This window comes from Hymenobacter puniceus, from assembly GCF_014333525.1.
GTDB lineage: Bacteria > Bacteroidota > Bacteroidia > Cytophagales > Hymenobacteraceae > Hymenobacter.
In genome coordinates this window covers 364,678-386,850 of record NZ_JACSCX010000004.1, presented here as the reverse complement: position 1 = coordinate 386,850, position 22,173 = coordinate 364,678, and the positions used below count along the sequence as shown (strand labels likewise).

Sequence of the window (22,173 nt, the reverse complement as noted above, 5' to 3'; positions counted from 1 at the left end):
AATTCCCCGACGCCTCAAACATAGAAGGTTGCCGATAGAATATGCTATGCACTTTTCGTTGTAATCAGACTTTACAGCAAGCTCTGTGGTGAGGCAAATTTGACTTGATCAACAATCATGTATATTACTTTTAAACTGAATTTATCTATCTATAAGAATGGTTTCCGTATTCGTCTTACCCGTATTAGGTTACTTCAATGCAAAGCGAAATCAGACTTTTTGATTTTCCCCTTTGCTTGATGATTCGCCACCAGAAACAACAACGGGCCACCTGTTTCCAGGCGGCCCGAGTAGAAAATGCAACGCAATGAAGTGGCTTTGAATAACTCAGCCTGATATTCTCCTGGCCCGCTGGTAGCGAAGGGCGCCGCTTTATTTGCGCTTGCCAGGACGGCTGGCCCCGCGTGAGCCCCGGGTTGATGGCTTGCTCTTGGGCGGGCCACTGGCGGCGCTGCGGCCCGCACCAGCCGGGCGGCCAGCGCCAACTGGGCGGCCAGCGCCAACTGGGCGGCCGGGGCCAGCCGGGCGGCCGGGCCGGGTGCCCGCCTGGCCCGAAGGCCGGCCCGAGCCAGCAGTCCGGCCCGCCGTAGACAAGCCTTTGCCCGGAAAGCCTGGCTTGGACTTGCGGCCAGCAGGCTTCTCAACCCAGGCGCCGGCCGGGGCTGCCTTGGGGGCGCGTGGGGCGTCATCGTTGGGTGCGCCGGCGGGGGTGCGGATGATGGTCTTGGGCAGGCCAGTGCCGGGGCGCGATGTTTTGCGCGACGGCCGGTCGGCCCAGCTTTCGGCGGTGGAAACGGTTTTGCGGCGCCGCGGCAGGGCGCCGTCGTCGGTGCCGCTGGAGTGCTCGATCATCTCGAAGAGCACCTTCAGTTCCTTCTCGGTCAGCTCGCGCCACTCGCCGGGGCCGAGGCCTTTCACGTTGACGTTCATTACCCGAATACGCTCCAGCTGCACCACTTCGTAGCCGAAATGCTCGCACATGCGCCGGATCTGGCGGTTCATGCCCTGAATGAGCGTGATGCGGAAGATATAGGGCGTCTCCTTCGTGACCTTGCATTTCTGCGTCATCACGCCCAGAATGGGCACGCCGTGGGCCATGGCGTCGATGAACTGGTCGTTGATGGGCTTGTCGACCATCACAATGTATTCCTTCTCGTGCTGGTTGCCGGCCCGCAGAATCTTGTTGACGATGTCACCGTTGCTGGTGAGCAGAATCAGGCCCTGCGACTCCTTATCGAGGCGGCCGATAGGGAAAATGCGCACCGAGTGCTTGATGTCGCGGATGATGTTGTCGCGCACACTCGTGTCGGTGGTCGTGACAATGCCCGGCGGCTTGTTGTAGGCAATGTAAATGGCGTCTTCCTCGGCCCGCGGCTCGATGGCAATGCCGTTCACCACTACCCGGTCTTTGGTGGTCACCTGGTCGCCGATGTGGGCGCGCTTGCCGTTAACCAGCACGTTGCCCTGCTCGATGTGGCGGTCGGCTTCGCGCCGGGAGCACACGCCGCTTTCACTGATGTATTTATTGAGACGGGTAGCCATGGGTGGTAAGTGCGTAGGGCCTGGCGCTTGGTGCTTAGGCACTTGGGCAGGCAGGTAAAAAGCAGGCTGCCGGCCCCTGAAGGGTCGGCAGCCTGCAAAGATACGGCATAGCGCGGCGGCAGCCCTACCTGGAAGTTTCAGGTTGGTTGAAAAGCGCAAACAAGGCCGTTTCCAGCTCGGCTGGCAGCGTGGGTGGCACCACAGGCCGCAGGGCCAGCGCCGGGCCGGCGCCAGCGGGCGAGTAGGTGCCGGACGTGGCATTGAACTGCAACCGGCCCTGCGCAAACTCGCGCTGCTGTTCATCGCCGTCGGCATGCATCGAAACGAAAGTGAGGTGGCTGAGCTGGCGGCTGGCATGGTCATAATACAGCCAGAAATACACGTCGGCGGGGTTGGCGCTCTGCACATCCAGGCGCTTGATTTCACAGATGCTGGCTGTGTCGGCGTCGAGTAGGAAGAGGGGGCGGTAGGGGATAGGCATGAAACGAAGCAAAAAGATGACTGTCCTTATTAAAAGATGTGTTTTACTTCTTCTTTAGTAAGAGCATTCTTTGTAAGTAATTTATTAAATTATTTTCCTGCTATTTATAAAGTAAGTGAAACCATGTGCTTGTTAATAGAAAAAGTGAAATTACGAATAGTATCGTGTAATAAGGTTCGTTTGAGGCAATACATGCTGTAAGGGGTACTGTAAAAAATAGCAATATGAACCAGTTCTCTGGTCTTATGTTCGTTGATAAATAGATAATACAGGATGACTCTGTTTGCTCTGCAACGTGCATATAAACGCGAATTTCTACGCGCCTGACAAAGCCTCTCATCACACCCAATGAGGAGTACGCTACCAATTCGTAATGATTACTGCCAATTGGGTTTATGTAAAAAGGCCTGCTTGGTAATTCATTACTTATATTTATGACGAATGATATTTTGCAAGGCGGTAAACGAATTGCCGTATATAAATGATTTGTTTATGGTCAATTTATGCTTTAAGGTCGAAAGGTAACGTGTCATTCTAGATACATGATTTAATTCGCTACAGCTTCACCTGTTTCTCGCCCTGGTCCACACCTTTCAGCCACTTGATAAGGCCGCGCATGTAGGTGGGCTGGTCATCGTAGAAGCTCATGTGCGAGCCATTGGGGCAGATAAGGGCTGTGCCGTGCTGTACTTTCTGGGCCACCATGCGCATGTGCTCGGGGTCCATGGTGTCATGCTTGCCGCCGATGCTGAGCACCGGCACGCGCAGCTTCGGCAGGTCGGGCACGCGGTTCCAGTGCAGCAGCTTGCCCGACACGCCAAACTCGCTGGGCCCCTGCATGGTCACGTACAACGACTGGTTCATTTTGGCGAAGGAGCGGTTCACGGGCTCGGGCCACTCGGCCGGCGGGCGGCGCAGGATGTGCTCGGCGTAGAAGTTGGGCAGCAGCAGTTCCATGTAGCGTGGATTCTGGAAATCCTTGCGCGCCTCAATGGCCCGGATTTCCTTGAGCACCTCGGGCTTGAACTGCGGGGCCAGCACTTCTTCGGCGTACTTGCCGTAGTCGGGCACGCTCATCATCATGTTCGAGATGACGAGGCCTTTGAGGTGCTGCTGGTACTTGAGGGCGTACTCGGCGGCCAGGATGCCGCCCCAGCTGTGGCCGAGCAGCACAAAATTGCTGCTATCCAGGTTTAAGGCCTGGCGCACCTGCTCCACTTCTTCCACGTAGCGTGGCAGGCTCCACATGCTGGTGTCCTTGGGGTTGTCGGAGTTGCCGCAGCCAAGCTGGTCGTAGTAGATGATTTCCACGCCTTCGCGGGGCAGAAAGCTTTCCATGCACTCAAAGTACTCGTGCGTGGCGCCCGGCCCGCCGTTGAGCAGCAGCAGCTTCAGGCGCGGGTTGTGGCCGATGCGCTTGGTCCAGACATTGAACTTGCCCTTGGGCGTGTTGATGGGCACCATCTGCACGCCGCCGGTTTGCAACTGCGTGGTATCGGGCGCGGGGAAGTAGCTGGCGAGGCTGGGCGTTTCAGGGGAGCTGGTTTCGGTGGGAGCAGGTGAGGAACAGGCGGCCAGCAGGGCCAGGCTGAGTGTGGCGAGGGCAAGAATTCGATGGAGCACGTAGGCAGGCGTGAAGGTGGAAAAACTAAACCTAGCCAACTTCGCAGCCACCACCAAACGCAAAGGCGGGCCGCCCCAACCGGAGCGGCCCGCCACAATCTGAATCGACTACAAAATCCGTGTAATCCGAGAACAATCCGTGCTAATCCGTGATTAGCCGAGCGTGTGGTACACTGCCTGCACGTCGTCGTCGTCCTCGAATTTCTCGATGAGGTTCATCACTTCTTCCAATTGCTCACCTTCGAGGTGCACGGTGGTGTTGGGGATGCGCTGCAGCTGCGCCGATACCACGTTCAGCCCTTTTTCCTCCAGTGCCTTCTGCATCTGGCCGAAGTCGGTGAAGGCGGTTTCCACCACGATAAAGTGCTTCTCGTTGCCGTGCTCGTCCTCATCCTGGTCGGCGTATACGTCCTCGGCGCCGGCGTCAATCAGCTCCAACTCCAGCTCATCCAGCTCCAAGCCTTCGGCGGCCAGCTTAAACACGCCTTTGCGGGTGAAGGTGTAGTCAGAGGAGCCGGCGGTGCCCAGAGCGCCGTTGCCGCGGTTGAAATACATGCGCACGTTGGCCACGGTGCGGGTGGGGTTGTCGGTGGCGGTTTCGATGACTACAGCCACGCCGTGGGGCGCGTAGCCTTCGTACACCACTTCCGAGTAATCCTTCTCTTCGCGGGAGCTGGCGCGCTTGATGGCGGCTTCCACCCGGTCCTTGGGCATGTTCACGCCTTTGGCGTTCTGCATAGCCGTGCGCAGGCGCGAGTTGGTATCGGGGTTGGAGCCCGATTCCTTCACGGCCATCACAATTTCGCGGCCGATGCGGGTGAAATCTTTGGACATCCGGTCCCAGCGCTTCATTTTGCGGCCTTTGCGGAATTCAAACGCGCGTCCCATCTATAAGTAAGGTGATTTGGTGAAGAGGAAATTCAGTGAGCAGGCCCGGACGGAGCCGAACGGGCCGCAAGTTAGCAGAAAGCCCGGCCGGGCGCAACGCACGCCCCGGCATCGTGTGCCAAGGTGCTGCTCCAAACAAGCAGTTTAGCTACTGGGCCTGCAGGGTATACACGCTCTGGTTGCCGGCTGGATAGCCCAGAATAGTCAGCTTTAGCAGGCCGTTGGCAAGCCGAAAAGTGCCTTCATCGGTGCGGGCCTGGCCTTTTTTATCGGTGTAGGTGAAGGCAATTCGGTCGGCGGTGAAGCGGAAGCGGCCGTTCTGGTCGAAGCGCATGGTGCCGCCGTTGCCGGCAATGGTCAGGGCCTTCTGGTAGGTGCCATCGGGACGGAGCGTGAGCGTGCCGCCCACGCCGCTTGCGGCCATCGGCGTAGGACTGGTGGCCTTATCAAGAATGGTGTAGGTGCGGTAGGCGTAAGTGCTGAAAAACGACGGTGCCGGTCGGGCCGTAGCCGCCGGCCGGCTCTGGGCCAGTGCGGCCGGGGCCGTCAGCAATGCCCCTGCCAGCAGCAAGAAAAGCTTGTTCATGACCGAAAGATACGGTGCTAAACGGGCTTAGCGGTCGGTTTGCAGCAGCCAGGCTCTTGCTTCCTCCAGCTGGTCGAAATCGAAGCTGGCAACCAGCGGCTTGGGCACGTACTGGAGCGAGGAAGCTACGCAGTTGCGGGCCGGCCAGTCCATGGAATTCACCCAGGCTATGGCTTCAATACCAGCCTGCTGCAACTGATAAGAATATGTGGTGCCAATCCAGACAGCCAATTCCTTCCAGTCGCCGAAAGCCTCACTGCTATCATTGAGCAGGCGGGTGCTGCCAGTTTTGTACACTTGCTGCAGCAGAAGCTGGCAGCCAAGCCGGGTCGACTCGGCATCATGATGCCCCAGCCACTCGGCTAGCAGATAAGTATGAGTTGGACTATAGTAGATCATCAGCGAGGACGAGTCTACTAGCACATGTAACTGAGGTAAACTAAGAACCATGAGTAATGTTGAATAACCGGGAATCCAAACCGGTGAGTAAACACACGGATACGCGGTATCGTTCAGCTAAAGAACAATAGAAAACGTTATTTGCACAGCGAGGCGCGGTACTTTTCAGCGAAACTGATGGATAGCCGCTGAAGACACCCACAGATCTTACTTTTGAGGAATGGTGAATTTCCTGCATGAGCTAATTAAGCCCGCCACAGAGCTACCCGAGGCCGAGGTGTGCCTGGTAGGCTTGCCCCTGGATTTTGGGACGGTGCTGGAAGGGGGGCGGGCCGGGGCGGTGGGTGCTCCGGCGGCCATCCGGCGCGAACTGCGCCGCTACCACAAAACCTACAACCTGGAGCACCATGTGCACCTCAACCGTCTGCGCATCGCCGATGCTGGCAACCTAGCCCTGCACCGTCCCGGCCATGCCGCCAACCACGCCCACATCCGGGAGCAGGTGGCGGCGCTGCTGCGGCAATACCCGCGGGTGGTGGTGCTGGGTGGCTCCCACGATGGCAGCTATAGCACCGTTCGGGGCCTGTTTGATGCCACCGGCGGGCAGGTGGTTGGTGGTATCAACCTGGATGCTCACGCCGATGTGAAAGACCGGCCCGTTATCAGCAGTGGCACCCCGTTTGGCCGGCTGCTGCGCGAAGGATTTCTGCATGGCCCACACTTCACCGAGCTGGGCCTGCATTCCAACCTCAACACCTGGCCCGATATCGAGTTTCTGCATCAACAGCAGGCCACCATAGTGCCGCTGGCCCACGTGCAGACCGACGGCATACCGCTGTATATGAGTCGGGCACTTTCGCGGGCCGCCAAAAGCGGCGCGTGCTTCGTGAGCTTCGATGTGGACAGCTGCGCCGAGGCGTTTGCACCAGCCGTATCGGCGCCGAGTGCTGACGGCTTCACGCCACGGCAGGCTACGGAAGCGGCTTTTCTTGCCGGCCGCCAGCGCGAAGTGCGCCTGTTTGAAGTCATGGAGCTTAATCCCGTATTCGACCGGGACAACCAGACGACCCGCCTGGCCGCAACCGTATTGGCGGCTTACCTTACCGGCGTGGCGGCCGAATTGCAATAGTAATTGCTGCCGACTGTTCCGCATCAATTGTCCTGAACTGCTGCTGCTACTGCTATGAAACAACTGCTTTTTGCCTTTCTGCTCGCAACGCTAGCTGGGCAGGTGGCCGCTCAGGCGCCGGCCGCCGCTACTTTTCAGCTTCAATGTGAAGCCAACCCCAACACGCAGCTGCGCAAAACCTACTGTGAAACCCGTGACCTGACGCTGCCTGCACCGCCCACTGGTACGGCGCTTTCCATTGATGCTCGCCTGAACGGAAGTATATCGGTGCGAAGCTGGTCGGGTGCCGTAGTGCGGGTGCGGGCGCTGGTGCAGGCTTCTTCCGGCGAGCTGGCGGCTGCCTGGGCATTGGCAGCTAATGTCCGCATCAGCACCACCGGCCATCAGGTGCAGGCCGCCCGCCCCAATGGCAGCCTCGACGATTGGGCCGTAAGCTACGAGGTGCTGGTGCCCACCCGCACCAATATTGCGCTGCACGCCACCAATGGTAGTTTGCACCTCGAAAACGTGCAGGGGACTATTACCTTCGAAACCACCAACGGCAGCGTGCGCCTGCTGAACCTGGCCGGCGACGTGCGCGGCAAAACCACCAACGGCAGCATTGCCCTCACGCTCAGCGGCTCAACCTGGGACGGCACTGGCTTTGATGTGAAAACCACCAGCGGCAGCATCCGGTGCCAGCTGCCCGCCACCTACGCCGCTACCCTCACCGCACGCACCACCAACGGCCGCGTAACAGCGAAGCTGGCGCCTGCCACCCGTAAGCAGCTTTTGCCGCGCAGCCTGATAGCCACTTTCGGCAAGGGCGGCCCGCAACTGCGGCTGGCCACCGTGCATGGCAGCATAGATGTGCAGCAAACAGGTATGATGCCTGCCAGCCCCGCCTCAGAGCCCGAAGCCAGGTAAGAAGCCGATGGAGCGTTGCTGTCTGATCGGGAAATAGTCAACGCAACTGCGCCCCGGCAACCAGCACTCCGCTATACCTATGTCAGGTGTGGCGGAGGGCTGGTTGCCGGGGCGCAGCGTATGAAAGGCTGTTACGCCTGCTGATGGCGTTTCACTTCTTCGGTGCGCGGGTTGCGGGGCGAGTCAGGCTGCTTCTTGGGGTAGTCGTTTTGCTGATGCGTCTTCTGCTTCTTGATGAAGTAAGCTGTAGCGGCCAGCGCTCCAAGGGCCACGCCGGTAATGGCAAGCTTAGTGCGAAGCGGGTCAGCGGGAGCAAGCGGCACCGACACAACACCGGTGGCGTCGAGGCGGGCGGGTTGCTGTACGTAGCGTCCTTTGGTGGGCATGGGGAAATTGTCAGCTAAATGTTGCAGTCCTTTAGTGGCTTCGGGGCCGGTGATGACGGGGCCATGCCCGCAGCCAATGGCTGCGGGGCGCAACGCCGCCAGCTTCTGCACCGACTCGCGCACCTGCTGCCAGTCGTAATTGAAGGGTGCGCCGGCCACGCTGATTTCGGGTACCTGCAGCAGCAGCTTCGGCACCGACTCGTGGTTGGCCGTGGCAAAGGCATCGGCCCCCAGCAACGTACGGTCTGACTCGCGGAACAGTGCCAGCTGGCCGGGCGCGTGGCCCGGTACGTGCACCCAGCGCCAGCCCGGCAGATACGGCACCTCTTCCGAGTCAGTCGGGAAAGCCTGCACGTATTGGGAAAGCTGAAACGACTGCGGCGGAAAAAACCGGGATACAAATGCCAGAGAGCCGCCATTTTCCACCGTGGGGTCGGCGGCCGGATACACGGCGCGGGCCGTCAGGAACGGCATTTCCAGTGGATGAGCCAGTACCGGCACTTTCCAGTGCTCGGCCAGCGCCTGCACCGACCCGGAGTGGTCCATGTGGCCGTGGGTCAGGATGATGGCCTCAGGGTGGGTACCGGGATAGAACAGCTTGTCGGCGGCGGCAATAATATCCTGGTCGGAGCCTGGCAGACCAGTATCGACCAGCACCCATTCGCCGGGCGTGCCGGTTTCCACAAAATAAAGATTAACGAAACGCTGAATCTGGAGCTGGGTCACGCCAGCGGCTACCTGTTTCATAGCAAACAACAGTAAAGGTGTGCCGTTGCATACGCATAAGTAAGCTGTGGGGCTGCGCCCGGCCCGCAAATTCCACGATTCTGTCCTGGCCGGCACATTAGCTGGCAGATGGGGCAGGGGCGTCAGGCACGTATTCCAGCAGGTCGCCGGGCTGGCAGTCCAGCACCTGGCAAATGGCTTCCAGGGTGCTGAACCGTATGGCCCTGGCCTTGTCGCTTTTCAGGATAGACAGGTTGGCCAGCGTGATATCCACGGCGGCAGCCAGCGCGCTGAGCGACATTTTGCGCCGTGCCAGCATGACATCTAATCGAACAACAATAGGCATCGGAATCAGACGGTTAGTTCAGCTTCTTCGGCCAGCTCTACGCCGCGCTGGTAGCTGCTGGCCAGCAGTACCAGAATAGCTGCCGCCAGTCCGCTCGATAGCAACGATGACCCGAAGTCCGCATTCGACACCAGCTGAGCTGTGCCTGCTGCTGGCAGGCGACTCAGGTACTCCTGCATCCACCAACTGGCCGCACGTTGGTAGGCCTCGCAGCCAAGCAGCAGCACAGCCAGCCAGCGCAGCCGCCGCACGTTGGATGCGGTGAAGGGGGCGCCAGGTTTGATGTCACCCAGAATTTTGGCCATGAGCAGCGTAAATACCACACCCGCCACTACCATCGGCAGCGGCCCTCTTTCAGCATTGACGAGGCGTAGCAGCATGCGCCGGGCGGCGTTGGACTCCTGCACGACTAAGGTGCCGGTTTGAGCGTGCAGCAGCAGTTTTGCCGGCTTGCCGCGAGCCACTTGTTGCTGCGCCTCATCAAACGATTCGGAGCCCGCTATGCGCTGCCGGACGTTCAGCATAACCACGTTGCCGGGAGTGCCGGGAAACACGATCTGGTAGGCAATAAAGGGTACCACGAATAATAGCCCCGCAATACTCATCAGCAGGAAAATGGCATGGAGGAATTTTAGCAGCAACCCGGTTAATTGGTTCATGAGGCGTAACGGTTGGGGTGAGACGAATACCTGCCGCAAATAAGAACTAGTATTTATTGATAAGCAATAAAAAATAGCTGTTTATAGATAAATAATTGAGCTGGTAATTTTCCTGGGGTAAGCCATCAGCGGGCTGTAGTAGCGGCCCGTGTTCCTGTTCCTGCCAACCCGCGCGCAACAGCAACTGGTGCGGTTCCGGTGCCCGTTGAAAATCAATATCTTGCCGCTCCCCACCCAAACGTTCCCTCATCATGCCCCATTCCGCCCTCGATACGCCTGAGCTAAATCTCGAAGCTACCAGCCAATCTGCCATGCCCGCCGCGCCTGCCTCCCGGCCCATGTACTACGAGTACAAGCCCGATGAAACCGTGCGCGCCATGCACGGCACTACGCTGCGCTGCAAAACCTGGGAAGCTGAAGCGGCCCTGCGCATGCTGGAAAACAACCTCGACCCGGCCGTAAGCCTCGTGTACGACGAGCTGATTGTGTACGGCGGGGCCGGCCGCGCTGCCCGCAACTGGAAGGAGTACCAGACGATAGTCAAGACCCTCAAAAATCTGGAGCCCGACGAAACCATGCTGGTGCAGAGCGGCAAGGCGGTGGGCGTGCTGCGCACCTGGGCCCACGCCCCGCGCGTGCTCATTGCCAACTCCAACCTGGTACCGGCCTGGAGCACCCAGGAGTATTTCGATGAGCTGGACCGCCTGGGGCTGATGATGTACGGGCAAATGACGGCTGGCTCCTGGATTTACATAGCCACCCAGGGCATTCTGCAGGGCACCTACGAAACCTTTGCTGCCGTAGCCGACAAGCACTTTTCGGGCACGCTGGCCGGTACCGTTACCGTCACGGCTGGGCTGGGCGGCATGAGCGGCGCCCAGCCCCTGGCCGTGACCATGAACGACGGCGTGTGCCTGGTTATCGAGCCCATCGACGCCCGCGTAAAGCAGAAAGTGCAGGAAGGCTACCTCGACGAGCAGGCCCGCGACCTGAACCACGCCCTGGAGCTGTGCGAGCAATACAAGCAGGCCCGCAAAGGCTGGAGCATCGGCCTCACCGGCAACGCCGCCACCGTGCTGCCCGAGCTGCTGGCCCAGGGCCATAAGGTGGATATTGTGACCGACCAGACCTCGGCCCACGACCTGATGGACTACATTCCCGAGGGCAACATTGACACTGTGTTGCAGCTGCGCAAGGATAACCCCGAGGAGTTCAAGCGCCAGGCTCTACAGTCCATTATCAAGCACTGCCAAGCCATTATCGATATGCAGGCCGCCGGCGCCGTAGCCCTCGACTATGGCAACAACCTGCGCGGCCAGGCCGAAAAAGGCGGCTTGAAAGTGCGCGACGAGCACGGCCAGTTTCTCTACCCCGGTTTCGTGCCCGGCTACATCCGGCCGCTGTTCTGCGAGGGCAAAGGCCCCTTCCGCTGGGCCGCCCTCTCCGGCAACCCGGCGGATATTCTGCGCATCGACCGGGCCCTACTGGAAACCTTCCCCGACAACAAGATGCTGGCCCGCTGGATTGAAAAGGCCCAGGCCAAGGTGCCCTTCATCGGCTTGCCGGCCCGCGTGTGCTGGCTGGGCTACGGCGAGCGGGAGAAGTTCGGCCTGGTCATCAACGACCTGGTAGCGCGAGGGGAGGTTTCAGCCCCTATCGTCATCGGCCGCGACCACCTCGACTGCGGCTCCGTGGCCTCGCCCAACCGCGAAACCGAAGGCATGAAGGACGGCTCCGACGCCGTAGCCGACTGGCCTTTGCTCAACGCCCTGGCCAACTGCGCCAGCGGCGCCGACTGGGTGTCGCTGCACAACGGCGGCGGCGTGGGCATCGGCAACTCCACCCATTCCGGCATGGTGATAGTGGCCACAGGCACCCCCGAAAAAGCCGAACGCCTGCGCCGCGTACTCACCACCGACCCTGGCATCGGCGTCTTTCGCCACGCCGATGCCGGCTACGAGCTGGCCCAAGACGTGGCGCGGGAGCGGGGCGTGCAGATTCCGGGTCGGGCGTAAGTGTTAGTGCGCAGTATATGAAAGTCAGCGTGACGGAACTAAGCTGGGCAGATGTGAAAAGATACATCTATGCTTCTGACAGCTCATTACCTGATACCTACGTGCTGGACACCACCCGCGACGACTGGCGCAAATGGGTTGACTTCGTAAATGCTACCTATAAAGTCATGTTCCGAGATGCGCATGAGCAGGAACATGAGCGCATAGACTTTACAGCGGTTTTGAAATGCTGGAATGATAACGAGGCAGACGGCTGGCCTTTCGCAAGCATTTCCGTAGGGGAGGTACAGATCAATTGCTTCTTTCTCGCCGAGGATATCATTGATGGTGATATTGACCCGAAGCAGTTCAAGCAGCCCGAAGACCATTCGCAGTTGATGAATTATCTGACGACCCTATCCACGATGTTTGGTAAGCAAGTGGTAATGTTGAGTGAAGGCACAAGGTTTGAAGACAATAATCGGTTCGACCCTGAACCGCTTATCATTATTGAGAAGGGTAATATATGGGCGAATGCATACTGGCTTGATTAGGTGAGTAGAGGCTTCTCTGTTAGTCAGATGCTTTTCATGGTTTCAACGCCGCCCGAGCCCTGCTCCGGCGGCGTTGCTCGTTCTAACCCCATCCAACAAGAAAAAAGCAAAACGCCTGCTCCCGTTGTTTACCTCCCTGCGGCAGCACCGAGCGGCCGTTCAAACCCAAAATCACGCAACTATGAACATCGGAATCATTGGCGCCGGCCACATCGGCAGCGCCCTGGCCGTGCGGCTCACCAGCCTCGGCCATAAAGTATACATTGCCAACTCTCGGGGCCCTGAGACGCTCAAAGAGGTAGCCCAGAAAACTGGCGCTACGCCCGTTACGGCCGAGGAAGCCGCTCAGCGCGGCACCGACCTCGTGGTGGTGACCATCCCGCTCAAGAATATTCCCGACCTGCCCAAAGACCTACTGGCCAGCGTACCCCAGGAAACGCCCATCATCGATACCAGCAACTACTACCCCCACCTGCGCGACGGCCGGATTCCGGAGCTGGAGTCCGGCTCGCTGACCGAAAGCGAGTGGGTGCAGCAGCACCTGGGCCGCCCCGTGGTGAAGGTGTTCAACAACATCTACGCTCATCATCTCGAAGGCAAGGGCCAGCCTACCGGTACACCCGGTCGCATTGCCCTGCCCGTGGCCTCCGATGATACCGCCGCAAAGCAGAAAGTAATGGCCTTGGTAGACGAGCTGGGCTTCGACGCCGTGGACGACGGCACGTTGCACCAGTCGTGGCGGCAGCAGCCCGGCACCCCGTCCTACGGCGCCGACCTGCCCGCCGACAAGCTGCGCGAGCATTTCGAGAGCCTTGGTACCGAGCGCACCGAGGCCCAGCACGCCGAATACCAGGCTAACCACGCCAAAGCGGAGCAACAAATGGAAGCCCAGGGCATCAAGCTAAAATAGCCAACAGCCGGAGCAGGTCTGGAGCCGCCGCACAGCAGCGCGCACTTTGTAGTTCGCGTCTCCGCGCCGATAGAATCGTTCGAATAGCATAGTAGCGCGAATTATAAAGTTCGTGCTACTGTGCGGAAACTCCGGCTATGAGGTCATAAAAGTGCAGTGGCATACCGAACAGTGTCGCCTCAGGAAACTGGGGCGGCACTTTTTGTTTTAGGTGATTACCACGAAAACCCCGGTTTCAACTCTAGCCCAAGCTCCCGCGTATGGCAACGCATGCATCCAATCGTGCCCTGGCTTCCGCTGCTGTTCCTGCCCGTTTTCGGGGCCTTCTGGTGTTTGGTCGTCTTTATGGTTTCCCGCATGGGCTGGAGCCGCCTGGCCGAAGCATATGCCACAACCGAAGTGCCCGCCACCGTGAACCTGCAAACGCAGGCTTACCTGCGCATCGGGGTGGCGAAGTACAACAACGCCGCCCGTATGGGCCTGACGCCCCAAGGCGTGTACCTGTCTACCTGGAAAATATTCTTCGTGGGCCATCCGCCACTGTTCATTCCCTGGTCGGCCTTCGGGCCGGTGCAGGAAGAAACGTTTTTATGGGCGAAAACCTACACCAGCCACATCAGCCGCCCCGGCGGGTCTATCCGTTTCCAGTTCACCAACGACCATTTACGGCACGCGCTATTTTCCGCTGTCAAAAACTAGCAGCGTGCCGCACAGTGCCTAAGTTAAGCTTGTTGCGGCTAGTCCAGTGAAATAGCTTGGTTATTTTCTGCAGCGAATACGCTGGGTGGCGGTAGCTGCGTTGAGGAAAGACGGTGCCATATGCCACCATATTCTACCCCGTATCCGTAGCCACGGGCTGCGCTGATTTATATGGTGAAAGTATTGCTCACAGTTTGTAGTTGCCTGATTGCCACTGCGGCCATTGCCCAGGTCAACTGCTCCGTGCCCGTACTGAAAGTGCTGCACAACGGCCAGGAGGTGCCGGCCACCGGTGGCCCTCTGCCTGCCAGCGCGCAAATGCGCCTGATGCCCGCGCCGGGCTGCCAGCAGGCCAGCAGCTACCGTGCCACCGGCGCCGAAGTCACGCTGATCCGGGCTGGCCGGCCAGTGCTGCCTATCATGCTCGTGTCTCAGTCCCGCCTCGATCTGCGGCCCTTCCAGCAGGTCGCCCAGCCTGGCGACCATCTTTTTGTGTTCATCCCCTACAAAAACCTGCTGGTAGTAGCTGCCGACGGCTCACAGAGCTCTTATGCTAAACCCACACCTAAGCCCGGCAAGCCGGATCTAGCTCCCAACGACGCAAAAGGCATCAGTTTTAAGTGGTTGATAATACGGCCAGAATTGCGGGCAAAGTAACGTAAGCGTGCCCTGCTACAGCTTCTCGCCGCAACGCCAGCAAAATTCGGCGTCGTTGCGGTGGTCGGTAGCCTGGCACACGTGGCACGCAACCTGCTTGTAAATAGGGCGGCTGGCGGTAGGCAGCGCCATCTGGGCCGAGACGATGCCGGTGGGCACAGCAATAATGGCGTAGCCCATAATCATAAGTGCCGAGGCCAGCGTCTGGCCCAATACCGTGGCAGGCGAAATGTCGCCGTAGCCCACTGTTGTCATCGTCACGATGGCCCAGTAAATGCTTTTAGGAATGCTGGTGAAGCCGTTTTTCCCGCCTTCCACCACGTACATCAGCGTGCCTACCACTACAGCCAACGTCACAACGGAACTCAGAAACACCAGAATCTTGAAGCGGCTGGCTTTAAGAGCACTGATAATGAATTCGCCCTCGCCAACGAACTGCCCCAACTTAAAGATGCGGAACACACGCAGCAGCCGCAGAGTCCGGATTACGAGCAGGTAGCGACTGCCTGCCAGCACCAGTGCTGCCAGTGTGGGCACAATGGCCAGAAAGTCGATAATGCCCAGCCAGCTAAAAGCATAGTTCAGCGGCCGTCGTACCACTAGCAGGCGCATCAGGTATTCGACCAGGAATATGCCGGTGAACACCCATTCCACAGTTCGCAGCGCTGCTCCATAGCGGGCACTGATGCTTGTAACGCTTTCCAGCATCACCGCCAATACGCTAAGAACGATGGCTAGCAGCAGCGCAATATCAAAGAGCTGGCCGGCTCGCGTATCCGATTCAAAGATGACGCGGTAAGCTTTTTCCTGCCAGGTGGCGGCGTTTTCACGAGGGCGGATGTCCATAAATAGCAGCAGGTAGCTAGGGGCGGAAGTTCGGAAACATCGCAAAGGCCGCCAGCATAAGCTGCTGATAGCGACGTGCCACCACCTCCAGGGCCCGTTTTAACTAATTTCTACTCCGTCTGGCTCTCCAGGCTGAACAAGGTAGCAGCAGCTATTTGCGCGCTCCGGCCAACACCTCGTGCACCTGCGTCCACCGGATTTCCGGATACCGGTTGTTGTCCAGCGGCTCGGCCAGTTTGGCCTGCCCACTGAACATGTTGTGGAGGTATTGCATGCCCTGCCACGGTGGAAATACGTCGTTGCTGGCTGGGAGCAGAGCTTTTGTAAGTTTTATCACCTTGCTGAAGGCTCTCAGGCTTCCTACCCGAAATAACTTAAACGGCTGCCCGGTGGCCTGCGTAGCGGCCGCCTGCAACTCCCGGATGCTGGCTACCTCGCCCGCTACCCGCAAGTAGCGGGGTGTGCCCGGGTCGAGAGCTGCCGCCGCCGTGAATTCGGCGGTATTGGTCATGGTTGTGAAATCAAGCGGCTGGTCGGCGTCGCCCCAGTATACCACCCGCTTTGGGCCCGGCAGCACCACAGGTGCCTGCCCGGTCAGCAGGTCCATGAACATACCGTTGAGGATGGAAGTAGCTTTGATAGGAGTCTTGTCCAGCCGCCGCTGAAACTCCCGCCGCAAGTCAAAATTGCGGTTCGAGCCTTCCGGTAGCCGCGTGAAATCCGCCGAAAAGTCCGACGGAATAAAGCGCGGTATACCAGCCGCCACGGCCGCTTCCAGCAGCTGCGTCTGCGTGTCTACAATCACCTCCCGCAGTCCTGAAAGCGCCGAAACCACGCATGACGCACCAGCGCAGGCCTCCGCCAGAGCTGTGGCATCAGAATAGTCGGCTGCTACCACGTCCACGCCCTGCAACCGTAGCGAGGTGGCCTCGGCCCCAGCTACGGCACCGGGGCGTACCAGGGCGCGCACCGTGGCTCCGCGCTGGCGCAGAAAGTGGGCAATCAGCAGCCCCAGCTGCCCTGTGGCACCAGCCAGCACAACAAGTTGCTTTGCAGAAGTAGAGGCGCCGCCAGTGTGTGGCAGATTGGTAGTTGGCATACGGATAGCAGAAATTGGTGGTGTGAAGCCGTAATACCCGGTTATGCATCTGAAGGTTGTAGCAGCTATGGCTCTGGTAACCATCGAAAGAAAGGAACTGCCGCAGGCCGTAACGGTTCGGCTTGTTTCTGTCGCAGCAAATCGATATTTTCAGTAGCGGCGGCTAGCGGCGGCTAGCGGCGGCTAGCGGCGGCTGTGGTCTGGAAAGGCGGCTTTTTGCTCAATACCTGGCACATGCACCATATCGTTTATCAAAGTACGGCTGTCGGCCACCCTACCACTGCTGCCCTCCGGCAGCTGCTTAACCAGGCGCGGGCCAATAACCGGCAGCTGGGAATTACCGGCTTGCTGCTATTCAGCCACGACAGCTTCCTGCAAGTGCTGGAAGGTGAGCAACACGCTACAGAAGACCTGTTTTCCCGCATCAAAGCCGACCACCGCCATTCTGGTATCCAGACTCTCTCCAACGGTTCTATCCAGCAGCGAATTTTCCCCGACTGGTCCATGGGCTTTCAGTCGCTCACTGGCGAGGATTTTGTCCGGTTAACCGGCTATATAAATCCGTACCGCTCCGACTTTCTGGATAAGCACTTGCCTGTGATGGACGATGGAGTGCTTTATCTGCTCCGCTCGTTTGTGGTAGAGGACGGCTGGCAGATCTGAAGTATAATGCGGGCGGCAGCAGGCAGTTAACGCACGTAATTGCGCTGTTGATGCTTTCTGCAGGAGTGCTTTGCTGGTATTCGCCACTATTTACTGGAATGGCCGCCCAGCAAGAAATAAAGCTGAAATACGCGCCTTGAGTGCAGGAAACGTAGTATCCATGCCGTGAACATTCCATAAAGCAGGGGTTGCCGCCGCAGATAGGGCCACCATTCCGCCACTTTACAGTCGCGTAGGTCTGGCGAAATAAAAATAAGCTCTATATTTACAGCGTTAAAGGCAAATAGCCTCGTACCACTACCATTGATTCGCTATGCTGAATTATTGTAGAGTTCCGTTGCCTGTTGCTTCAATTTTTTTCATTTCCTAAGCATCATGTCAACAGGAACAGTAAAATTCTTCAATGAAACCAAAGGCTTTGGTTTCATCAACGACGCCGCTACCGGCCAAGACGTATTCGTACACGTAACCGGTCTGATCGACGAAATTCGTGACAACGACAAGGTTGAATTCGAGGTAGAAGAAGGCCGCAAAGGCCTGAACGCTGTGAAAGTACGCCGCGCGTAGTTTCCCTCATCACCTACAAAAAAGGAGCATGCCACCCGGCATGCTCCTTTTTTTGTGCCTGCTCCTTGAATGCAGCATCCTGGAACGCCAACTGTGCATGCTCAAATGCGACATGCAAACTAAAGAATCCTTGAGCTGTGTACTGTGGCACTGCCACTGCCTGCTACTGTAGCAGGCAGTGGCAGTGCTGGCTACCTACTGCTCCAGCACCAGCCGCTGCACTGCCACCGCCGTGCCCGACTGCACCCGCACGAAATAAGTGCCAGCCGCCAGGCCGGCAGTAGCCAGGGAATGGCTGCTGCCCACAAACCGGGCAGCGTGCACCAGCCGGCCCGTCAGGTCGAATACCTGCACCTGGCTGCTGGCAGCGGGCGCCGCGGCCAAGTTAAGGCGCACCGGGCCCGTGGCTGGGTTCGGATACAATGCAAAGGAAAATGCAGGTGTAGCACTAACGGTGCTGTTGATGGTGGCCGCACGCAGGTGCAGCATCCAGGTGCCATTAGCGGCCAGGGCGGGTAAGCTGGCCGTCCAGTTGCTGATGCCACCTTGCGCATCTACCATAACGGTGCCGGCCGCCTGCCCGCTGTATAGCTCCGTAACCTGATAAGTGCCAGCGGCCAGCGTGGAAATGCCCAGCGACAAAGCCGGGGTGCTGGTGGCGTTACCACTCAGATTGGTGGCCACCACTACTGCCTGCTGCTCGTAGACCCGCGCGTACGCCAGCACCGCCGGCACTGAAGCTGCCACCGGCAGGTAGTAGCCTTTGCGCAAAGCAGCATGGGTGGTGCGCAGGCCAATCAGCTTTTTATAGTGGTTGAGCAGCGAAGCCGGATCGGCTTGCGCAGTGGCGACATTATACTGGCGGTAGTTGGCATTGAGGGCGCGCCAGGGCGTGCCGGTCGTGAAGCCGGCCTGGGGGCCGTCTGACCATTGCATGGGCCGGCGCTTATCCTCGTCGGGGCCGGAGCCCGCCATACCCAGCTCTTCGCCATAGTACAAAAACGGCACGCCCGGCATTGTCAGGTACAGCGCGGCAGCCTGTTTCATACGAGCCGGGTTGCTGCCCAGCACATCAAATACCCGGTTCTGGTCGTGGTTGGTGAGGAAGGTGGCGTACTGCAGCTTTGGGTAAAGCGTGTTCACAAGGTTGAGCTGAGTACGCAGAGCTGTGGCGCTGCCCTGGTTAACAGCATTGAGGATGCTTTCCGCCAGATCGAAATCAAAGCACAGGTCCAGCCGGTCGTTGTTGACGTAGGGTATCACTAGGCGAGTGGTGCTCCATGCTTCTCCCACGGTCACGGCGGCCGGATTTACGGCCCGCACAGAGTCGTGTAATTCTTCTAGAGTAGCCAGGGTCTCAGGCGTATCCAGCAGAGTGGGGCCATCTTCCACCAGATATTTCACGGCATCGAGGCGGTAGCCGTCTACGCCTTTGCGCAGCCAGAACCGGCTTATATCCCACATAGCGGCCCGAAGCTGCGGATTGCGCCAGTTCAGGTCGGGCATTTCGCTCCAGAACAGCGCGTAGTTGAAGCTGCCGTTGCGCGGGTACCACACCGTCTGGCCCCACGGGCCCAGGTAGCCCGGGTTGGTGGCCGACCACCGGTACCAGTCGCGGGTAGGGCTGTTGGCGTTGCCGACGGCCTGTGTAAACCACGGATGCCGGCTGGAAGAATGGTTGAGCACCAGGTCGATGATGACTTTGATGCCGCGTTGGTGGGCTGCAGCCAGAAAGGCTTCAAACTCGGCCATGCTGCCGTAATCAGCTTCGGTGGCTTTGTAGTTGCTTACATCATAGCCATGGTAGCTCGGCGACTCCATCATGGGCATCAGCCAGATGCCGGTAATGCCTAGGTCGGTGGTGGTAGCGGGGTTGTTGTCGTTGAGGTAGTCCAGCTTCTGCGTCATGCCCGCGAAGTCGCCTTTGCCGTCGCCGTTGCTGTCCTGGAAGCTGCGCACCAGAATTTCGTAGAACACGGCGTCGTTCCACCAATGGGTAGCATAATTGGTGCTGGGCTGCGTGCTGCCGCAGGCTGTGCACGAGCCAAAGCAGAAGCTGGGTGTGGTCGTGACGGCAGCGGTGGCATCAAGTATGCGGGTAAGCGTACCGACGGCATTGGCCGTGCCGCAGGCAGCCGGCACAATCTCGGCAGCTGCCAGCGTGTTGCCATTCACGAAGCGGTACTGAAACCGGCCTGGTGCCGGCAATGAAATCTGCGCTTCATAGATGCCGTCGGCATTATCGTCGCGGAGGGGCAGGGCCGTGGGGTCGTCGTTGGCGCCATAGCCAGCCAGCGCCTGGAAGTTGCCGGCCACATGCACACCGTTTGCGGATACAGTCTGCCCGCTCATGTCCACAGCAAAACGCACCTGGGTGGCGCAGTCGCCGAAGGCCACAATGGGTAACCGCACAGTTGTGCCACCTACTACTACCTGGCGGTTTACGTTGCCGCCGCCATCGTCAAGTCCGCAGCTGGCGGGCACCAGCTCTGCGCCGCCCCAGCTGTTGCCGTTCACAAATTTGTAGAGATACACGCCGGCCGGTACCGTTACGGTGGCTTCCCAGATATGGTCGCCGTCGGGGTCGGAGAGGGCCGTGGTGGCCGGATTCCAGTTGGTCGGGAAACCAGCTGGCGCCTGAAACGTGCCTGCTACGTGTACCCCGCCGGCCGGCACGGTGCGCGCGCCCAGGTTTACCCGAAATGTGAGCTGGCCTGCCCGTGCCCCGGCAACGCCGAGCAACAGTGAGAAAAGAAGTAGAATGTGTTTCATGGAGACTTTACAGAGGCGAATTGTAAAGATACGTCTCCATGCCTGCTGCTACTTCACAGCAAGCAACATTCTCAGGAAATAGCGAACTACTTGCCGGCTAACGGATTGAGCGTCGTTGTTAAGCCGGTCAGGCTACTTCTTAGGTAGTGTCTGAGAGCTATAAAACAGCCATGCTTCAACAAGCTCAGCATGACGTTCAGTGAATTGCCATCGACTTTCCAGACACAGCCTAGTTGTTGGTGGTCAGCCATTCCTGCGCGGCCAGCTCATCCACAAAAATCTGAACCCGAAAAGGCAGGTCATCCTGGCGCCCCGGTAGCAGAGCGCCTTGCTGATCCTGGATTTCGGCAAGTAGCATCGGCGACACCAGATAGGCCAGATACGTGAGCTTGCCAGGCTGGTCGCCGGGCTGCGGGAAGAAAGTGGTGAGCAGCTCGGGCTGGTAGGTGGTGTTGCGGCGCAGGTCAATCAGCCAATGCTGGCAGCCATGCTGGTTGGCCGCATCCAGCATCAGCGCGTAGGCCTCCTGCGCTTCTGTGGGGGCCAGCGGCCGCAGAATCCGGTTGATGATAAAGCAGACGTCGTCCCGATAGGTAAGGTCGAGAAAGTCGCGGGCAGGTAAGGCGTGGTACATGCAGGATTGGCGTGGAGGAAATAAGGTGTACGCGGGCCCCGACCCATGGTTGAGCTAGATTGAGTGGCACGCTGCATTTTTGCAAACTTGCTTCTTTTCGTTTCCGCTATGCAATCTGCCTTCACGGTCTTTATGGTGCGCCCGGCCAGCTTTGGCTTTAATGCCGAAACCGCGCCTTCCAATTCGTTTCAGCAACTTATTGCCGGGCAAACGCCGGCTGTGCTGCAGGCCCGGGCATTAGCTGAATTTGATGCAGCCGTAGCGCAGCTACGCGCCCACGGTATGCGGGTGCTAATCTTCGATGACCTGGCCACGCCTGCTTGCCCAGACGCCGTATTTCCCAACAACTGGGTTTCGCTGCATGCAGATGGCCGGGTGCTGCTCTACCCAATGTGCGCACCCAACCGCCGCCCGGAGCGCCGGCCCGATATTGTGGCCGCGCTAGCGCAGGAGTTTGTCGTGACGGAACTAGTGGACTTTGGCGTGTGGGAGCAGCAGGCAGTGTTTCTGGAAGGTACCGGCAGCATCATTTTCGACCACGAGCACCGGGTGGCCTATGCTGGCCTTTCGCCCCGCACCGATGCGGGCCTGCTGGCGGAAGTGTGCGCGCGCTTAGACTACCGGCCGGTGTTGTTTCGGGCGCAGGATGTGCAGGGCCAGGAAATCTACCACACCAATGTGCTGATGAGCGTCGGGCCGGGGTTTGCGGTGGTGTGTTTGGAAAGCATCCGGGATGCAGCGGAGCGCGCTGCCGTGGTGCTCTCACTGCAGGAAACCGGCCACGAGCTCGTGGATATTTCGCTGGCACAGGTGGCGCGGTTTGCCGGCAATATGCTGGCTTTGCAGCCGGCAGGCGGGCCAGCGCTGCTGGCGCTTTCGCAAAGTGCCCACGATATCCTTACGCCCGCTCAGCGCCAAACACTCAGCACCTATGCCAAGCTGCTGCCGCTGCCCATTCCTACCATCGAAACGGTAGGCGGCGGAAGTGTGCGATGCATGCTGGCCGAGGTGTTTTTGCCGGAGCAGGCCCAAACGGGCAGCGCCGGATAAGCGCAGACTGCCCGTCATCCGGAGCGCAACGGCGGAACACCGCATATGCTCAGGATG

Annotated in this window: 23 protein-coding genes; 10 read left to right on the top strand and 13 right to left on the bottom strand. The window is 59.0% G+C overall.

The features are described from left to right. Positions 1–372: 372 nt before the first annotated feature. The 6 genes from rluF to H8B14_RS13890 all read right to left on the bottom strand — a co-directional run bounded on the left by rluF (position 373) and on the right by H8B14_RS13890 (position 5,543). Complete coding sequence (gene rluF / locus H8B14_RS13915; RefSeq protein WP_187316239.1) at positions 373–1,542, bottom strand: 23S rRNA pseudouridine(2604) synthase RluF; 1,170 nt, start codon at positions 1,540–1,542, stop codon at positions 373–375. A 124-nt stretch (positions 1,543–1,666) separates the two neighbouring features. After that, positions 1,667–2,023, bottom strand: coding sequence for a hypothetical protein (locus tag H8B14_RS13910; RefSeq protein WP_187316238.1), 357 nt, complete (start codon positions 2,021–2,023; stop codon positions 1,667–1,669). A 555-nt stretch (positions 2,024–2,578) separates the two neighbouring features. After that, positions 2,579–3,646, bottom strand: coding sequence for a proline iminopeptidase-family hydrolase (locus tag H8B14_RS13905; protein ID WP_187316237.1), 1,068 nt, complete (start codon positions 3,644–3,646; stop codon positions 2,579–2,581). A gap of 153 nt (positions 3,647–3,799) precedes the next feature. Next, positions 3,800–4,534, bottom strand: coding sequence for a YebC/PmpR family DNA-binding transcriptional regulator (locus tag H8B14_RS13900; protein ID WP_187316236.1), 735 nt, complete (start codon positions 4,532–4,534; stop codon positions 3,800–3,802). A gap of 148 nt (positions 4,535–4,682) precedes the next feature. After that, positions 4,683–5,120: a hypothetical protein gene (locus H8B14_RS13895; RefSeq protein ID WP_187316235.1), complete on the bottom strand. Its 438-nt coding sequence runs from the start codon at positions 5,118–5,120 to the stop codon at positions 4,683–4,685. 27 nt (positions 5,121–5,147) lie between these two features. Beyond that, the gene (locus H8B14_RS13890; RefSeq protein WP_187316234.1) at positions 5,148–5,543 is read right to left on the bottom strand and encodes a SpoIIAA family protein; all 396 of its coding nucleotides are present in this window, start codon (positions 5,541–5,543) and stop codon (positions 5,148–5,150) included. A gap of 196 nt (positions 5,544–5,739) precedes the next feature. On the opposite strand from H8B14_RS13890, the gene H8B14_RS13885 reads away from it, so the two are divergent. Both H8B14_RS13885 and H8B14_RS13880 read left to right on the top strand, forming a co-directional pair. After that, positions 5,740–6,648, top strand: coding sequence for an arginase family protein (locus tag H8B14_RS13885; RefSeq protein WP_187316233.1), 909 nt, complete (start codon positions 5,740–5,742; stop codon positions 6,646–6,648). A gap of 54 nt (positions 6,649–6,702) precedes the next feature. Beyond that, positions 6,703–7,554 carry a DUF4097 family beta strand repeat-containing protein gene (locus H8B14_RS13880; protein WP_187316232.1) on the top strand — a complete coding sequence of 284 codons (852 nt, stop codon included), beginning with the start codon at positions 6,703–6,705 and terminating at the stop codon, positions 7,552–7,554. Between the two features lie 131 nt (positions 7,555–7,685). Here the strand turns inward: H8B14_RS13880 and H8B14_RS13875 are convergent, their stop codons facing one another. The 3 genes from H8B14_RS13875 to H8B14_RS13865 all read right to left on the bottom strand — a co-directional run bounded on the left by H8B14_RS13875 (position 7,686) and on the right by H8B14_RS13865 (position 9,671). Continuing rightward, entirely contained in the window at positions 7,686–8,687 is a 1,002-nt protein-coding gene (locus tag H8B14_RS13875; RefSeq protein WP_187316231.1) for an MBL fold metallo-hydrolase, read from the bottom strand. A gap of 97 nt (positions 8,688–8,784) precedes the next feature. Further along, the gene (locus H8B14_RS13870; protein ID WP_187316230.1) at positions 8,785–9,012 is read right to left on the bottom strand and encodes a helix-turn-helix domain-containing protein; all 228 of its coding nucleotides are present in this window, start codon (positions 9,010–9,012) and stop codon (positions 8,785–8,787) included. Positions 9,013–9,017: 5 nt separating this feature from the next. Continuing rightward, on the bottom strand, positions 9,018–9,671 hold the full coding sequence (locus H8B14_RS13865; RefSeq protein ID WP_187316229.1) for a DUF2975 domain-containing protein: 654 nt from the start codon (positions 9,669–9,671) through the stop codon (positions 9,018–9,020). Positions 9,672–9,922: 251 nt separating this feature from the next. On the opposite strand from H8B14_RS13865, the gene hutU reads away from it, so the two are divergent. The 5 genes from hutU (at position 9,923) to H8B14_RS13840 (ending at position 14,485) form a co-directional block, all read left to right on the top strand. Beyond that, positions 9,923–11,686: a urocanate hydratase gene (gene hutU, locus H8B14_RS13860; RefSeq protein WP_222840604.1), complete on the top strand. Its 1,764-nt coding sequence runs from the start codon at positions 9,923–9,925 to the stop codon at positions 11,684–11,686. 17 nt (positions 11,687–11,703) lie between these two features. Further along, positions 11,704–12,219, top strand: a complete 516-nt coding sequence (locus tag H8B14_RS13855) for a hypothetical protein (RefSeq protein ID WP_187316228.1) — start codon at positions 11,704–11,706, stop codon at positions 12,217–12,219. A gap of 73 nt (positions 12,220–12,292) precedes the next feature. Continuing rightward, complete coding sequence (locus H8B14_RS13850; protein WP_315984830.1) at positions 12,293–13,129, top strand: NAD(P)-binding domain-containing protein; 837 nt, start codon at positions 12,293–12,295, stop codon at positions 13,127–13,129. Between the two features lie 282 nt (positions 13,130–13,411). Then, a complete protein-coding gene (locus tag H8B14_RS13845) occupies positions 13,412–13,828 on the top strand; it encodes a hypothetical protein (RefSeq protein ID WP_187316226.1) in 417 nt (138 codons plus the stop codon). A 171-nt stretch (positions 13,829–13,999) separates the two neighbouring features. Beyond that, entirely contained in the window at positions 14,000–14,485 is a 486-nt protein-coding gene (locus tag H8B14_RS13840) for a hypothetical protein (RefSeq protein WP_187316225.1), read from the top strand. Between the two features lie 15 nt (positions 14,486–14,500). On the opposite strand, the gene H8B14_RS13835 is transcribed toward H8B14_RS13840, so the two are convergent. Continuing rightward, positions 14,501–15,331 carry an ion transporter gene (locus H8B14_RS13835; RefSeq protein ID WP_187316224.1) on the bottom strand — a complete coding sequence of 277 codons (831 nt, stop codon included), beginning with the start codon at positions 15,329–15,331 and terminating at the stop codon, positions 14,501–14,503. A gap of 151 nt (positions 15,332–15,482) precedes the next feature. After that, positions 15,483–16,430, bottom strand: coding sequence for an NmrA family NAD(P)-binding protein (locus H8B14_RS13830; RefSeq protein ID WP_187316223.1), 948 nt, complete (start codon positions 16,428–16,430; stop codon positions 15,483–15,485). Between the two features lie 234 nt (positions 16,431–16,664). On the opposite strand from H8B14_RS13830, the gene H8B14_RS13825 reads away from it, so the two are divergent. Beyond that, positions 16,665–17,093: a BLUF domain-containing protein gene (locus H8B14_RS13825; protein ID WP_187316222.1), complete on the top strand. Its 429-nt coding sequence runs from the start codon at positions 16,665–16,667 to the stop codon at positions 17,091–17,093. A 375-nt stretch (positions 17,094–17,468) separates the two neighbouring features. Beyond that, a complete protein-coding gene (locus H8B14_RS13820) occupies positions 17,469–17,660 on the top strand; it encodes a cold-shock protein (protein WP_044013145.1) in 192 nt (63 codons plus the stop codon). A gap of 195 nt (positions 17,661–17,855) precedes the next feature. Here the strand turns inward: H8B14_RS13820 and H8B14_RS13815 are convergent, their stop codons facing one another. Together H8B14_RS13815 and H8B14_RS13810 are read right to left on the bottom strand one after the other, a co-directional pair. After that, positions 17,856–20,432: an alpha-amylase family glycosyl hydrolase gene (locus H8B14_RS13815; protein WP_187316221.1), complete on the bottom strand. Its 2,577-nt coding sequence runs from the start codon at positions 20,430–20,432 to the stop codon at positions 17,856–17,858. Positions 20,433–20,661: 229 nt separating this feature from the next. Continuing rightward, a complete protein-coding gene (locus H8B14_RS13810; RefSeq protein WP_187316220.1) occupies positions 20,662–21,066 on the bottom strand; it encodes a hypothetical protein in 405 nt (134 codons plus the stop codon). 108 nt (positions 21,067–21,174) lie between these two features. Between H8B14_RS13810 and ctlX the strand changes: the two genes are divergently transcribed. Next, positions 21,175–22,116: a citrulline utilization hydrolase CtlX gene (ctlX, locus tag H8B14_RS13805; protein ID WP_187316219.1), complete on the top strand. Its 942-nt coding sequence runs from the start codon at positions 21,175–21,177 to the stop codon at positions 22,114–22,116. The last annotated feature ends 57 nt before the right edge of the window (positions 22,117–22,173 follow it).